This is a genomic window from Pseudoalteromonas sp. 13-15, assembly GCF_001468205.2.
GTDB classification, from domain to species: domain Bacteria; phylum Pseudomonadota; class Gammaproteobacteria; order Enterobacterales; family Alteromonadaceae; genus Pseudoalteromonas; species Pseudoalteromonas marina.
Window position 1 is genome coordinate 2,746,648 of the sequence record NZ_CP019162.1, and the last position, 15,375, is coordinate 2,762,022.

The following is a 15,375-nucleotide window of genomic DNA, read 5'->3' on the forward strand; positions in this document are numbered from 1 at the left end:
GAGTACAACGAGACACTAATGCTTAAAAAACTAAAACTGAGCCTACTTCTTTTATGTTTACCATTTGCAGCCTTTGCTGCACAGTTTGAGGCAAATAACCAATACACGATTATTAAAACTGAAAAAAGCACAACACCACAGGTAACAGAGTTCTTTTCATTTTATTGTCCGCACTGTTTTAAATTTGAACCAGTGGCTAAAGCAATTGAAAAAAAACTGCCTGAAGGCACTGATTTTGTTAAAAGTCACGTCAACTTTTTACGTGGTGTATCTCCACAGGCACAAAGTAATTTAAGCTTTGCTTACTTAATCGCAAAACAACAAGGGCAAGCACAAAATATAGCTGACCAAATTTTTAGAAGTATCCATATTCAAGGTGCGCCTTTAACAGAAGTTAAAGACCTTAAAAAGCTATTGGAAGTAAATGGAATAGACAGCGACACATTTGACCAAGCGATTGCAAGCATGCCAATTATTGCCGAAGAGCAGGCAATGCAAGATAAGCAAAACAAATATTCAAAGTTAGGTGCGTTAACTGGTGTACCTACTTTTATTGTTAACGATAAATACAAAATCAATATTAACACCATAAAAAACCAACAAGAACTTGATGAGTTAATTGCGTTTTTATTAGCATTATAAATTTTGGAGCATAAGAATGATTAAACTACTTAAAGCAGGGTTACTTGCATTAGTATTACCGATGGCAGCAACAAGCTTTGCGGCGACCTACGAAGAAGGCGTCCATTACGATGTTATTGCTGAACGTGCCACTAAAAAGCCAGAAGTAAAAGAGTTTTTCTCTTTTTACTGCCCGGCGTGTAATAACTACGAGTCACTGATCAGCGAATTTAAGCCTAAACTAGATAAAAATGTTAAGTTTAAAAAGAGTCACGTTGACTTTGTGGGGGTTCGTAATCCAGAAAACCAACAAATGATGAGCCAAGCACTTGCAACTGCTGAAGTACTTCCTCAAAAAGAGAAACTTATCGCAGCTATTTTTAATCATATTCACACTAAGCGCGCTAAATTTAACGAATTAGCTGACGTGAAAGATGTGTTTGTTGCGCAAGGTGTTGATGGCGATAAGTTTGATAAGTTATTTAAAAGCTTTTCGGTTCGTACATTAAGCTCTAAGATGAAGCGCGATCAAGAATACTTTAAAGAAAAAGGTGCTCTTCGTGGTGTGCCCACATTTATCGTAAACGGTAAGTATAAATTAAACTTAGGCCGTGAATCAGGTGTTACAGCACCTGAAGATATCAGTAAATTAATTAATTACTTAGCTAACAAGTAAGTTTAGCTAAAACCAAAAAAGCTCCTTAAGGAGCTTTTTTGCTTTATAAGGATGTAGCAATGAAAAAAATATTAGTATCGAGTTGCTTGCTAGGGCAACCTGTTCGTTATGATGGGAAAGGACAAACATTACAGCATCCACAATTACGGGTATGGCAAAGTAATAAGAAAATAATATCCTTTTGTCCTGAAGTGGCTGGTGGGCTATCTACTCCTAGAGCTCCTGCTGAAATAATACAGGGGAAAGTAATTACTAATTCAGGCGAAGATGTAACAGAGCAATTTCAAACAGGGGCTAATATAGCGCTAGAACTTTGTAAAAAAAATAAAGTTCGTTTTGCTTTACTTAAAGAATCGAGCCCTTCTTGCGGACGAAATACAATATATGATGGAAAGCATCGCGGAATAAAAATCGAAGGTCTAGGTTTAACTGCAGCATTATTAATAAAGAATGGAGTTCAAGTATTTAGTGAAGAGCAAATACCAGCACTTATAAAAGCACTGGCACTTTAATTTTGGTTGGTTATTTACGCTGTAAGAAAACACCCGACTCTATGTGATGTGTATAAGGGAACTGATCAAATATCGCAAAGCGCTTAACGTTATGCGAACGCGTTAAATGATCTAAATCGCGTTCCAGTGTGTCAGGATTACACGATATATAAATTATGTTTTCGTAATTAGCCACTAAATCACAGGTTAACTCATCCATACCAGCGCGTGGCGGGTCGACTAAGATGGTTTGGCAGTCATAGCTTTTAAGGTCAATACCGTCTAAACGAGAAAAAGTACGTTCGCCATTCATTGCTTGAGTAAACTCTTCGCTCGACATACGAATAATATCTAGGTTGTCTACATTGTTTTTGGCAATGTTATATTGAGCAGAGTGAACAGACGATTTAGATATTTCAGTTGCGAGTACTTTATTAAAAGATCCCGCTAGCGCAATAGAAAAGTTACCATTACCGCAGTAAAGCTCTAGTAAATCATTTTTAAGTGGTTTACATAAATCTTGTGCCCACTCAAGCATACTTATATTTACTTTTGCATTAGGTTGCGTAAAGCTATTTTCTACTTGTTGGTAAATTAGTTCTTGGCCATTTACAGTTAATTGCTCTGTTACAAAGTCATCACCTAGCACTTCTTTCTGCTTACGTGCTCGGCCAATAAAATCTATTTTATATTTTTCACTCAGTTTTGCCTTTAGTGACTTAATTTCACGTAGCCATTCATCATCAAGGGGCTTGTGATAAAGCAAGCTCACTAAAATTTCACCACTGAGTGTAGACAGGTAATCTATTTGAAATAGCTTTCGGCGTAAAACCTCGCATGGTTTAAGGTTTTCAATCATCACCTGCATGATTTCACCAATAAGCGGTGCCGCAGGGTCAAACGTATCAACGCGTATTTTTTCTTTAGTTTGCTGATCAAACATTATATGAAACAGATCGTCTCCATCATGCCATACTCTAAATTCGGCACGTTGGCGGTAGTTAATTGGCTCCGAGCTAAATACTTCTAGCTGCTTCACACCAAAACGTTGAAACTGTGAAGTTATACGCTGTTCTTTTTCACTTAACTGCGCTTGGTACTGTGTGGTATCTATTTTAATAACTGCCATTCGCGTTACTACCTTATCTAAGATCTGTTTATCGGCGCTATTGTAGGGAGCGGTTCGCATTTGTCTAGTTTTGGCTAGAATAAATGATGTTTTTTTGCACGGTTTACTTTAGTTTTTTATGCCCTGGCCGATAATAAACTACGCATGCTCAGGAGACGATTCATGAAAATAGGCAATTATGGCTTTATACCAAGCCAGAACATAAACAAATTCAACAACAAAGCTGACGTACAACAACCTACCATCGCGTCTCCGCAAGACAGCTATCAGCAACGAGGTAAAGAATTAGCTGCTAAAGTTTTAGGTGATAAAATGGCAGAGCAGCTTGGTTTGCCAGTTCAAGAAAAAAAAGCAGATAAGCCCCTTTTTGATTTTGAAGCAATAGTTAAAAATGTACTCGACTTTGTCACCGGCGCCGTTAATAAAGCAAAAGCTGATGGTGCCGATGACGATAAATTAAAAGGTATGCTAAGTGATGCCCGTAAGGGGGTGCAAATAGGTATTGATGACGCTGTTGATGAGTTAAAAGAATCCGGCGTTCTGAACGATGAAACCCAAGAGGGAATCAACAAATCAAAAGAAGGTATTTTTGATGGCCTTGATAAGTTTGAAGATAACTTGTTCAACCCAATGCCCGCTAGTGTGGGGGTAACTCAAGCACAATACGCAAGTTTAAGTAATAATGCTCAGTACAGTTTCACAACCGCAGAAGGTGATGAAGTAACGATAAGTTTTGCCGATGCGTTTAAATCTCAGTCTGCTAGTAGCTATCAGCGTGGTGAGGGAGGGGAGGCATTCGTAAGTGAATCATCACAATCGAGAGAGCTTTCATTTTCAATGTCAGTTAACGGCGACCTTAATGATAAAGAGCAAGAAGCAATTAATGAGTTAATGGAAAACCTACAAAACGTAAGTAAGACCTTTTTTAGCGGCGATTTAGAGCAGGCATTTGAAGAGGCGCAAGAGCTTAGTTTAGGCAATGAACAACTTGTCGCATTTTCAATGGATTTACGCCAAACCAAAACAGTTGCTGCAATAAAGGGTTACGAAGAAAATAAACCGGCTCCAGAAAAAGTAATTGCAGATAAAGTAGCGCCTTTTAATGATGACCTCCGAGAGGCATTTTCTAAAGCAACCGAGCTAGGTATTCAAAATCAATTATCAGGTATTATGCAGTGGCTTAATGAAGATCAAAGTGAGATCGATAAACTGGTTGATTACACAAAAGCTATGTTTGAAAACCTTAATAAGTTAAATAGCGCGACAAAGCAAACAGCAGAGGAAGTTTAACCTCAACATTAAACTACTTTCTTTTGCAAAAATCACATGGCAAACTGCCGTTCTAATCTAATAATAGGAACGGTCGTTTGTCAGCGCATATAATGGTTTTTGATTCAGGGATTGGTGGCACAACAGTACTTGAACATATAAAGCAACGTATCCCGAATGCTCAATATAGCTATTTTATGGATAATGCTTTCTTACCTTATGGAGCTCAAACACAACAAACAATTATTAATCGTTTGTGTTCGCTCATTCATTTCATTAAGTCAAACAAGCTAAACGTCGATTTAATTGTTATAGCATGCAACACGGCATCCACATCGGCATTAAGTGCTGTACGCAAAATTACAGATATACCCATAGTTGGTGTTGTACCAGCAATCAAGCCCGCCGCAGAATTAACACGTTCAAATCACATTGCTTTACTGGCAACACCTGCCACAATAGCGAGCTCATATACAAAAAAGTTAATAGCGCAGCACGCTAGTAATGTAACTGTTAACTTATATAGCAGTGTTGAGTTGGTAAACCTTGCTGAATTACTTTTCTTTAATGGCTATTTAGATACAAATAAATTACATGCTGTACTTGAAGGTTTGAATCTTGAAAAGCAAACAGATGTGCTTGTATTGGGGTGTACTCACTTTCCGATACTTACAAAGCAGATTAGTGAGCACTTTAAAAACAGCATTCAGCTGGTGGATTCCGGTGCAGCAATAGCAAATAGAGTTATTTATCTATTAACCGAGTCAGGTTTTTTAGCACAAAATATACCTGGCATAAAAAAGCCGTTGCAATACTATGCAACGGCTAATGTGATCAGCGATAAACTTGCGGTTAAGCTAGTTAAACTGATTGATCCGCCTGAGTTCGAAGCGTATTAGAATCATCTTCTTGTTTTTGTTTTGCTTCACGTACTTTTAAAGTGCGTTGTTGGAACTCACTATCGTTCAAGTTAGCAATAGCATTGTCTGCATCAGCTTGCGCCATTTCAACAAAACCAAAGCCACGACGTTTGCCTGTATTTTTATCCTTTAATAGACGAACGTTGAATACTTTACCTTGCTCTTCAAACAAAGCACGAACAACACCTTCGTTTGCACGGTAAGGAAGATTACCAACGTAAAGTGTTTTAGTTTTTACTTCGGCCTCTTCTAAAACGTCAGAAGACATAGCAGCAATAACTAGCCCACCTATTAATAAGCCAACAGCAAATACAATTGCAGGGTCAAGTTCTAAGCTTCCAAGGGCGAACTTAACAATAACAAAACCAACTACAGCAATAACAACAGAAAAGATAAAAGATTTTTGATCGGGTAATTTCATTTTAGATCTACCAATAAACAGGAAATAAACATTAATTTAACATTGTGAACTTGCTATCTTAACGTCTTAAACGAACTTAGCAATGATATTTATATGAAATTATAAAAAGCAGTGTAAAAAAACATCAATTTAAGCGTGTTTTAACATGGTTTTTTGTGGTTTTGTTCTAATTTTGTTCGAACAGTAAAAAGATCTAAAAAAAAGGGTTGATCTGTTTTCGGATCTCCCTATAATGCGACCCCACTGAGACGGGAAACGCCGAAGCATAGCAAAGTGTTAGCGGCTCAGAGAGTTAAGTAAAACTTCTGTTTTAAATTATCGTAAGAAAGTTTAAAACAAAGTATTGACTCGAAAAATAAAGGATGTATTATACGCATCCCTAGCGACAACGTCGCAACGTTCTTTAACAATATAAAGCAATCATCTGTGTGGGCACTCGTACAGATTGAGTTCTAACAGCCAAGCTACTTAGGTAGTGAGGCAAACAAATTAGAGTCTCAATTGAAACTGAGTGACCAACAGAATAATTACTTAGGTAGTTATTCAGCACAGTCAATTCAATATCGAAAGATATTAAATAAATTCAGAATTCATTGAGCTGTCGAAAGACACAAAACTTTTTAATTGAAGAGTTTGATCATGGCTCAGATTGAACGCTGGCGGCAGGCCTAACACATGCAAGTCGAGCGGTAACAGAAAGTAGCTTGCTACTTTGCTGACGAGCGGCGGACGGGTGAGTAATGCTTGGGAACATGCCTTGAGGTGGGGGACAACAGTTGGAAACGACTGCTAATACCGCATAATGTCTACGGACCAAAGGGGGCTTCGGCTCTCGCCTTTAGATTGGCCCAAGTGGGATTAGCTAGTTGGTGAGGTAATGGCTCACCAAGGCAACGATCCCTAGCTGGTTTGAGAGGATGATCAGCCACACTGGAACTGAGACACGGTCCAGACTCCTACGGGAGGCAGCAGTGGGGAATATTGCACAATGGGCGAAAGCCTGATGCAGCCATGCCGCGTGTGTGAAGAAGGCCTTCGGGTTGTAAAGCACTTTCAGTCAGGAGGAAAGGGTGTGAGTTAATACCTCATATCTGTGACGTTACTGACAGAAGAAGCACCGGCTAACTCCGTGCCAGCAGCCGCGGTAATACGGAGGGTGCGAGCGTTAATCGGAATTACTGGGCGTAAAGCGTACGCAGGCGGTTTGTTAAGCGAGATGTGAAAGCCCCGGGCTCAACCTGGGAACTGCATTTCGAACTGGCAAACTAGAGTGTGATAGAGGGTGGTAGAATTTCAGGTGTAGCGGTGAAATGCGTAGAGATCTGAAGGAATACCGATGGCGAAGGCAGCCACCTGGGTCAACACTGACGCTCATGTACGAAAGCGTGGGGAGCAAACGGGATTAGATACCCCGGTAGTCCACGCCGTAAACGATGTCTACTAGAAGCTCGGAACCTCGGTTCTGTTTTTCAAAGCTAACGCATTAAGTAGACCGCCTGGGGAGTACGGCCGCAAGGTTAAAACTCAAATGAATTGACGGGGGCCCGCACAAGCGGTGGAGCATGTGGTTTAATTCGATGCAACGCGAAGAACCTTACCTACACTTGACATACAGAGAACTTTCTAGAGATAGATTGGTGCCTTCGGGAACTCTGATACAGGTGCTGCATGGCTGTCGTCAGCTCGTGTTGTGAGATGTTGGGTTAAGTCCCGCAACGAGCGCAACCCCTATCCTTAGTTGCTAGCAGGTAATGCTGAGAACTCTAAGGAGACTGCCGGTGATAAACCGGAGGAAGGTGGGGACGACGTCAAGTCATCATGGCCCTTACGTGTAGGGCTACACACGTGCTACAATGGCGCATGCAGAGTGCTGCGAACCTGCGAAGGTAAGCGAATCACTTAAAGTGCGTCGTAGTCCGGATTGGAGTCTGCAACTCGACTCCATGAAGTCGGAATCGCTAGTAATCGCGTATCAGAATGACGCGGTGAATACGTTCCCGGGCCTTGTACACACCGCCCGTCACACCATGGGAGTGGGTTGCTCCAGAAGTAGATAGTCTAACCCTCGGGAGGACGTTTACCACGGAGTGATTCATGACTGGGGTGAAGTCGTAACAAGGTAGCCCTAGGGGAACCTGGGGCTGGATCACCTCCTTATACGATTTAGAACTTATTTGTTCGTAGTGTCCACACAGATGATTGTTATTGTAAAGAGAACAACACTTATTGTTTGGGTCTGTAGCTCAGCTGGTTAGAGCGCACCCCTGATAAGGGTGAGGTCGGTAGTTCAAATCTACTCAGACCCACCACTTCTTCACGAAGTCGGTAACTAAACAATAAGACCAGCATATGTGGGGCTATAGCTCAGCTGGGAGAGCGCCTGCCTTGCACGCAGGAGGTCAGCAGTTCGATCCTGCTTAGCTCCACCACTTTTACTTCTTAAAAATAAATATTCTTTATCGGGCAGCTAAATCGCCTGAGAATAGAGTGTGTTTAATTTTGAGAGGTTTTTGTATCTCTTGCTCTTTAAAAATTTGGAAAAGCTGATAATAAAATTCGTATGAATAACATTGTTATTTGTACAGAGTTTTCAAAAGTAAAAAAGAATGATAGCAGTATCATTCAGTGCCATTTAATCACTCTTATGAGTCGATTGATTGGTATCTACTTTAGTATTCAATATTAACTTCTGGCGAAGTTAAACTGTCACAAAACAAAGACCCGTTTGGGTTGTATGGTTAAGTGACTAAGCGTACACGGTGGATGCCTTGGCAGTTGGAGGCGATGAAGGACGTATTAACTTGCGATAAGCCTAGTCAAGCTAGTAAAAAGCACTTGAGACTAGGATTTCCGAATGGGGAAACCCACCTGCTTGCAGGTATCGTTAACTGAATACATAGGTTAACGAGGCGAACGCGGAGAACTGAAACATCTAAGTACCCGTAGGAAAAGAAATCAACCGAGATTCCGAAAGTAGCGGCGAGCGAAATCGGAACAGCCCTTAAGCTTATTATGTGTTAATGGAAGGCTCTGGAAAGTGCCACGATACAGGGTGATAGTCCCGTACATGAAAAGACATTTTAAGTGAAATCGAGTAGGTCGGAGCACGTGAAACTTTGACTGAATATAGGTGGACCATCATCTAAGGCTAAATACTCCCAACTGACCGATAGTGAACCAGTACCGTGAGGGAAAGGCGAAAAGAACCCCTGTGAGGGGAGTGAAATAGAACCTGAAACCGTGTACGTACAAGCAGTAGGAGCAGACTTGTTCTGTGACTGCGTACCTTTTGTATAATGGGTCAGCGACTTATATTTTGTAGCGAGGTTAACCGATTAGGGTAGCCGTAGGGAAACCGAGTCTTAACTGGGCGAATAGTTGCAAGGTATAGACCCGAAACCCGGTGATCTAGCCATGGGCAGGTTGAAGGTTGAGTAACATCAACTGGAGGACCGAACCCACTAACGTTGAAAAGTTAGGGGATGACCTGTGGCTAGGAGTGAAAGGCTAATCAAACCGGGAGATAGCTGGTTCTCCCCGAAATCTATTTAGGTAGAGCCTCGGACGAATACTTACGGGGGTAGAGCACTGTTAAGGCTAGGGGGTCATCCCGACTTACCAACCCTTTGCAAACTCCGAATACCGTAAAGTAATATCCGGGAGACACACGGCGGGTGCTAACGTCCGTCGTGAAGAGGGAAACAACCCAGACCGCCAGCTAAGGTCCCAAAGTCATAGTTAAGTGGGAAACGATGTGGAAAGGCCCAGACAGCCAGGAGGTTGGCTTAGAAGCAGCCATCCTTTAAAGAAAGCGTAATAGCTCACTGGTCGAGTCGGTCTGCGCGGAAGATGTAACGGGGCTAAACTATGCACCGAAGCTGCGGATTCATCTTAGGATGAGTGGTAGGGGAGCGTTCTGTAAGCGGTTGAAGGTGTACCGGGAGGTATGCTGGACGTATCAGAAGTGCGAATGCTGACATGAGTAACGATAATGCGGGTGAAAAACCCGCACGCCGGAAGACCAAGGGTTCCTATCCCATGTTAATCAGGGTAGGGTAAGTCGACCCCTAAGGCGAGGCCGAAAGGCGTAGTCGATGGGAAACGGATTAATATTTCCGTACTTGGTATAATTGCGATGGGGGGACGGAGAAGGCTAAGCAAGCATGGCGATGGTTGTCCATGTGAAAGTGAGTAGGGCGTTTGTTTAGGTAAATCCGGACGAACACTAAACCTGAGACACGAGACGAGCTACTACGGTAGTGAAGTTGCTGATGCCATACTTCCAGGAAAAGCCTCTAAGCTTCAGATTATACCGAATCGTACCCCAAACCGACACAGGTGGTCAGGTAGAGAATACTAAGGCGCTTGAGAGAACTCGGGTGAAGGAACTAGGCAAAATCGTACCGTAACTTCGGGAGAAGGTACGCTCCTATCTGTGATGAGACTTGCTCTCTAAGCGGACGGGAGCCGCAGTGACCAGGTGGCTGGGACTGTTTATTAAAAACACAGCACTGTGCAAAATCGCAAGATGACGTATACGGTGTGACACCTGCCCGGTGCCGGAAGGTTAATTGATGGGGTTATCTTCGGAGAAGCTCTTGATCGAAGCCCCGGTAAACGGCGGCCGTAACTATAACGGTCCTAAGGTAGCGAAATTCCTTGTCGGGTAAGTTCCGACCTGCACGAATGGTGTAACCATGGCCACGCTGTCTCCACCCGAGACTCAGTGAAATTGAAATCGCAGTGAAGATGCTGTGTACCCGCGGCTAGACGGAAAGACCCCGTGAACCTTTACTACAGCTTGGCACTGAACATTGAACCTACATGTGTAGGATAGGTGGGAGACTTTGAAGATGAGACGCTAGTCTTGTTGGAGTCGTCCTTGAAATACCACCCTTGTAGTTTTGATGTTCTAACGTTGGCCCCTGAATCGGGGTTACGGACAGTGCCTGGTGGGTAGTTTGACTGGGGCGGTCTCCTCCCAAAGAGTAACGGAGGAGCACGAAGGTTGGCTAAGTACGGTCGGACATCGTACGGTTAGTGTAATGGTAGAAGCCAGCTTAACTGCGAGACAGACACGTCGAGCAGGTACGAAAGTAGGTCATAGTGATCCGGTGGTTCTGAATGGAAGGGCCATCGCTCAACGGATAAAAGGTACTCCGGGGATAACAGGCTGATACCGCCCAAGAGTTCATATCGACGGCGGTGTTTGGCACCTCGATGTCGGCTCATCACATCCTGGGGCTGAAGTCGGTCCCAAGGGTATGGCTGTTCGCCATTTAAAGTGGTACGCGAGCTGGGTTTAGAACGTCGTGAGACAGTTCGGTCCCTATCTGCCGTGGGCGTTTGAGAATTGAGAGGGGTTGCTCCTAGTACGAGAGGACCGGAGTGAACGAACCGCTGGTGTTCGGGTTGTCATGCCAATGGCATTGCCCGGTAGCTACGTTCGGAACTGATAAGCGCTGAAAGCATCTAAGCGCGAAGCAGGCCTCGAGATGAGTTCTCACTAGACTTTTAAAGTCTCTGAAGGGCCGTTGAAGACTACAACGTTGATAGGCAAGATGTGGAAGTGGTGTGAGCCATTAAGCTAACTTGTACTAATTACCCGTGAGGCTTAACCATACAACGCCAAACGCGTTTTGTGTGACAGTTAAGACAGAAGTTAATGAACTAAAGTAGATATTACTGACAGACTTAAAAAATATTATCAGATATTTTCCAAATTCAGTTAGTGCGTAGAAATACGGATTAACAACCAAATTTGCTTGGTGACAATAGCGTTTTGGACCCACCTGATTCCATGCCGAACTCAGTAGTGAAACGAAACAGCGCCGATGATAGTGTAGCATTTGCTATGTGAAAGTAGGACATTACCAGGCTTCAAATTGTAGAAAGCCCGACTAGCAATAGTCGGGCTTTTTTACGTCTACAGAAAAGTAATATTCAACATTTTCTTCTCTAAAGCGTCGCGTCTGTTGAACGAAGCGCCTCTTTGTTAAGAGTGTTTTGGCTATTAAATACACTGGCCTATGGTAGGTAACATTTCACTGTGACTCTTCACCGCTGTGGGCACCATGACATTCTACTGCGTAGCGCACCGACTTCAAATTGTAGAAAGCCCGACTAGAAATAGTCGTTTTTTTTTACATCTGCAGGAAAGTAATATTCAACATTTTCTTCTCTAAAGCGTAGCGTCTCCTAAGCGAAGCGCCTCTTTGTGAAGAGTTTTTTGGTTATTCAATACACAGGCCTATGGTAGGGAACATTTCACTGTGACTCTCTACCGCTGTGGGCACTACAACATAATTTATAAGGCTAAGGGTAGGAAGTAATCAGCGTATATGCATTTACATCCAGAGGTTTCAGATAGAAGACTGTACACTATATTTGAAAACCACTTACTACCTAGAGTGATGCTGAAATAAGTATAATTGGGTTATGCTTGTGCGTAGTTTGTTTTATTGCCCAACCAGCGTTGAATGAGTTGATCTACATATTGAGGGTATTGACTTAATATCTGTTGTGCAATAGGTCTTACTTGGTTTAGGGTTTGTTTATCTCGGGTTAAATCAGCAATTTTAAATTCTGCTAAGCCTGTTTGCTTAGTTCCTAGGACTTCACCTGGGCCGCGTATTTCTAAATCCCGCTCGGCTATCACAAAGCCATCGTTACTGTCTCTAAGTACACCTAAGCGTTTTTGAGCGGTATGCGAAAGTGGTGCATGGTATAAAAGAACACAATGGGAAGCAATACTCCCTCTTCCCACACGCCCGCGTAACTGGTGTAATTGTGCTAAACCTAAGCGCTCTGGGTTTTCAATGATGATTAAGCTTGCGTTAGGTACATCAACACCTACTTCAATTACTGTTGTAGCAACTAAAACATGTATAAGGCCTTTTTTAAAGTCGTCCATGATGGACTGCTTTTCTGCTGGCTTCATTCGTCCGTGCACTAAGCCAATATTTAAATCTGGCAGGGCTTCTTTCAATTGCACAGCACTATCTTCAGCTGCTTGACATTGCAGTGCTTCAGACTCATCAATGAGTGTGCATACCCAATAAACTTGGCGATCTTGTTCATTGCAAGCTGATTTAACGCGAGTAATTATATCGTCACGACGCGTGTCTGGAAGTGCTACTGTAGTAATAGGTGTTCGCCCAGGTGGTAACTCATCAATAATTGAGACTTCTAAGTCGGCATAAGCTGTCATTGCTAAAGTACGTGGAATTGGGGTTGCGGTCATCACTAGTTGATGTGGATAACAGCCATTAAATTGCCCCTTTTCTCTTAGTGTTAAACGCTGGTGAACACCGAACCGATGTTGTTCATCAATAATTATAAGTACTAGGTTGTTAAATTTTACTTCATCTTGGAATAAAGCATGTGTTCCTACAATCATTTGTGCTTCACCAGAGGCAATCTTTTCTAGTGTTGCTGTGCGTTCTTTTCCTTTTGTTTTTCCACCAAGCCATGCTACGTCTATGCCTAATTGTTTAAACCATGAGGTGAAACTTATACCATGCTGCTCTGCAAGTATTTCAGTAGGTGCCATTAAAGCTACTTGAAACCCTTGAGCTATTGCTGTTAATGCGCTTAATGCCGCAACTAAGGTTTTGCCAGAGCCTACATCGCCTTGAACTAGGCGCATCATAGGATAAGGAGATGCTAGATCAACTTTAATTTCTGACACAACACGATTTTGTGCATTGGTTGGCGCAAAAGGCAATTGTGATAAAAATTGAGGCTCTAATTTATTTGTAGAGCTTAGAGACACCGCTTTTACTTGCTGTCCTTGCTTTCTTACTTTTAATAAACTTAGGTTTTGTGCAAGTAATTCTTCAAATACTAATCGCTGCTGAGCAGGGTGTGTTCCTTGCTCTAGTTCATTAACGTCGATATTACTAGGTGGGCGATGAAGCAATAATAAGGCATCAGCTAGTGCAAGTTGAGAAGGTTGCCATTGCACGGGTAACAGTTCTTCAACAGAGTATTTATTAAGCAGCTCTACAGCTTGTTCACTTAGGGCCCTAATAGATAATTGCTTTAAACCATCTGTTGTTGGGTAAACTGGCGTTAATGTTGAAGCTGTTGGCTGCTCACTTTGTGTATCACTTAAACTGTATTCTGGATGGCTCATTTCAAAGCCAGCACGCCCGCGGCGAACTTCGCCGAAGCAACGTATTATTTTTCCAGGGCTTAATGCATTTTTTTGTGCTGCACTGAAATTAAAAAACCTAAGTGTGAGCCTCCCTGTATTATCATTTACTTGCACAACGAGCATACGTCTTTTGCCAAATGTGATCTGGCTTGTTTCTATTGTTGCTTCAATGCTCACATGGCTGTGTAATGACAGTTCGTTGATGGAATAAATACGGGTTCTATCTTCGTACCTAAGCGGTAAGTGAAAGAGCATGTCTTGCACGTTTTTAATACCTAGCTTTAAAAGGCGTTCGGCCATTTTGGGTCCAACCCCTTTAAGTTCCTTAATGGGGTATTGGTTTAAGCTAGGTTTAGACAATGTAGGCTCAAATCTTTTTATTTGTGAATGAGTTAAGTGTACTCACAGGCTCGCTAAGCATCAAGCATGTTTTAAAGCGTGCCAAAATTCATCGTCAGCAATTATTTCACCTTCTTCATCGAGTGGCGGGTAAGGTAGTTTTTTTATACGGCATTGTTTAGCTATAACGGGGTGGTAGCCTTCAAAATACATTGGGTGTTTTATATCTTCGCTCAACATATTACGATCATACAGCCCTGCCTTTTCGCGTTGATGTTGTGCTTCAAATAAAATGAGTGCTGCAGCCACAGAAACATTAAGAGATTGCACCATGCCTTGCATAGGGATAATTATGTTTTGATCGGCATGCTTAAGGGCTTGTGCTGAGATCCCTGTTTTTTCTTGCCCAACAATAATTGCTGTGGGTTTTGTGTAATCTATTTCTCTAAAATCAACGGCATCTTCGCTCAGATGCGTGGCTAATATTTGTACATTTGGGTTGTGCTGTCGCATCATGGTTGCGGCATCATCAATATTTTTATGAAGGTGGGTTTCTAGCCAATTTTTACTCCCGCCTGAGGTGTTATTAGTTAGCCATTTTTGGTTTTCAGGCCATACAGCATGTACATGGTGGCAACCCACTGCATCGGCACTTCTTACAATAGCCGATAGATTATGGTGTTTGTGCACGTCTTCTAGGCACACGGTTAAGTCGGTTTGGCGACGCGATAAGACGTCTTTAATTCGTTGATAGCGATTTTGCTGCATGGTGATCCTCTTTTTTATTAATTATACGAAATTTTATGTACTAAGGCATCACTGTGCGGCTAATTGGGTTTTGTAAAGAAATAAGTGTCTCGGTGGACTGGATAGCTTCTATCGCTTGAATTTTATTTATTAATACATCCTGTAAGTGGTCGATTGATTTAGCCATTACTTTAATAAAAATGCTGTAATTACCGGTGGTGTAATAGGCTTCAACAACTTCTTCGAGCGCTTCGAGTTTAATGAGTGTTTCAGGATAGTCGCGTGCATTATTTAAATTAATACCAATAAAGCAGCAAACGTCATAGCCAAGTTGCTTTGTATTTATACTTAATTGGGTACCTGTGATAATTCCTGCTTGTTTTAATTTTTCTACACGCACATGAATAGTACCGGCACTTACGTTAAAACGTTTAGCTAATTCTGCATAAGCTGTACGGGCGTTTTCCATTAAAGCGTGAAGTATCTTTTTATCGAGATTATCGATTTGATAATTTTCCATTATTTTTTCTTATTTAAATTAGTGAATTCACATTTTTATACCCTGTAAATTAGTCGAATTAATGCATTAAAGCTATTTTTATTA

The 15,375-nt window shown here is 42.0% G+C and carries 10 protein-coding genes, 2 tRNA genes and 3 rRNA genes; 10 read left to right on the top strand and 5 right to left on the bottom strand.

What is annotated here, in order from left to right; all coding sequences use genetic code 11:
* The first annotated feature begins 18 nt into the window (after positions 1-18).
* The 3 genes from ATS72_RS12780 to ATS72_RS12790 are packed head-to-tail and all read left to right on the top strand — an operon-like array spanning position 19 to position 1,809.
* The gene (locus ATS72_RS12780) at positions 19-642 is read left to right on the top strand and encodes a thiol:disulfide interchange protein DsbA/DsbL (RefSeq protein WP_058430365.1); all 624 of its coding nucleotides are present in this window, start codon (positions 19-21) and stop codon (positions 640-642) included.
* A 16-nt stretch (positions 643-658) separates the two neighbouring features.
* Positions 659-1,297, top strand: a complete 639-nt coding sequence (locus ATS72_RS12785) for a thiol:disulfide interchange protein DsbA/DsbL (RefSeq protein WP_058430364.1) — start codon at positions 659-661, stop codon at positions 1,295-1,297.
* Positions 1,298-1,356: 59 nt separating this feature from the next.
* Positions 1,357-1,809 carry a DUF523 domain-containing protein gene (locus ATS72_RS12790; RefSeq protein WP_006794649.1) on the top strand — a complete coding sequence of 151 codons (453 nt, stop codon included), beginning with the start codon at positions 1,357-1,359 and terminating at the stop codon, positions 1,807-1,809.
* A 10-nt stretch (positions 1,810-1,819) separates the two neighbouring features.
* Here ATS72_RS12790 and trmA read toward each other — a convergent pair whose 3' ends face one another.
* A complete protein-coding gene (trmA, locus tag ATS72_RS12795; protein WP_058430363.1) occupies positions 1,820-2,917 on the bottom strand; it encodes a tRNA (uridine(54)-C5)-methyltransferase TrmA in 1,098 nt (365 codons plus the stop codon).
* 162 nt (positions 2,918-3,079) lie between these two features.
* Here trmA and ATS72_RS12800 point away from each other — a divergent pair, with 162 nt between their 5' ends.
* Both ATS72_RS12800 and murI read left to right on the top strand, forming a co-directional pair.
* Positions 3,080-4,207: a DUF5610 domain-containing protein gene (locus ATS72_RS12800; protein WP_008130833.1), complete on the top strand. Its 1,128-nt coding sequence runs from the start codon at positions 3,080-3,082 to the stop codon at positions 4,205-4,207.
* A gap of 77 nt (positions 4,208-4,284) precedes the next feature.
* A complete protein-coding gene (murI, locus tag ATS72_RS12805) occupies positions 4,285-5,085 on the top strand; it encodes a glutamate racemase (RefSeq protein WP_058430362.1) in 801 nt (266 codons plus the stop codon).
* Here murI and ATS72_RS12810 read toward each other — a convergent pair.
* Positions 5,048-5,527, bottom strand: coding sequence for an RNA recognition motif domain-containing protein (locus tag ATS72_RS12810; protein ID WP_008130837.1), 480 nt, complete (start codon positions 5,525-5,527; stop codon positions 5,048-5,050). The genes murI and ATS72_RS12810 overlap by 38 nt on opposite strands.
* Before the next feature lie 621 nt (positions 5,528-6,148).
* Between ATS72_RS12810 and ATS72_RS12815 the strand changes: the two genes are divergently transcribed.
* The 5 genes from ATS72_RS12815 (at position 6,149) to rrf (ending at position 11,406) form a co-directional block, all read left to right on the top strand.
* Positions 6,149-7,684: ribosomal RNA gene (locus ATS72_RS12815) — 16S ribosomal RNA — on the top strand.
* A 75-nt stretch (positions 7,685-7,759) separates the two neighbouring features.
* A tRNA-Ile gene (locus ATS72_RS12820) sits at positions 7,760-7,836 on the top strand.
* Positions 7,837-7,880: 44 nt separating this feature from the next.
* A tRNA-Ala gene (locus ATS72_RS12825) sits at positions 7,881-7,956 on the top strand.
* A 307-nt stretch (positions 7,957-8,263) separates the two neighbouring features.
* Positions 8,264-11,149 (top strand): 23S ribosomal RNA (locus ATS72_RS12830).
* 142 nt (positions 11,150-11,291) lie between these two features.
* Positions 11,292-11,406 (top strand): 5S ribosomal RNA (gene rrf / locus ATS72_RS12835).
* Together the 16S, 23S and 5S rRNA genes with 2 tRNA genes alongside form the textbook arrangement of a ribosomal RNA operon.
* 557 nt (positions 11,407-11,963) lie before the next feature.
* On the opposite strand, the gene recG is transcribed toward rrf, so the two are convergent.
* From recG to asnC, 3 genes are read right to left on the bottom strand one after another with little or no spacing between them, the layout of a single operon-like run.
* Positions 11,964-14,045 carry an ATP-dependent DNA helicase RecG gene (gene recG, locus ATS72_RS12840; protein WP_058430376.1) on the bottom strand — a complete coding sequence of 694 codons (2,082 nt, stop codon included), beginning with the start codon at positions 14,043-14,045 and terminating at the stop codon, positions 11,964-11,966.
* Between the two features lie 60 nt (positions 14,046-14,105).
* On the bottom strand, positions 14,106-14,792 hold the full coding sequence (trmH, locus tag ATS72_RS12845) for a tRNA (guanosine(18)-2'-O)-methyltransferase TrmH (protein WP_058430377.1): 687 nt from the start codon (positions 14,790-14,792) through the stop codon (positions 14,106-14,108).
* Positions 14,793-14,832: 40 nt separating this feature from the next.
* Positions 14,833-15,291, bottom strand: coding sequence for a transcriptional regulator AsnC (gene asnC / locus ATS72_RS12850; protein WP_058430378.1), 459 nt, complete (start codon positions 15,289-15,291; stop codon positions 14,833-14,835).
* Between the last annotated feature and the right edge of the window lie 84 nt (positions 15,292-15,375).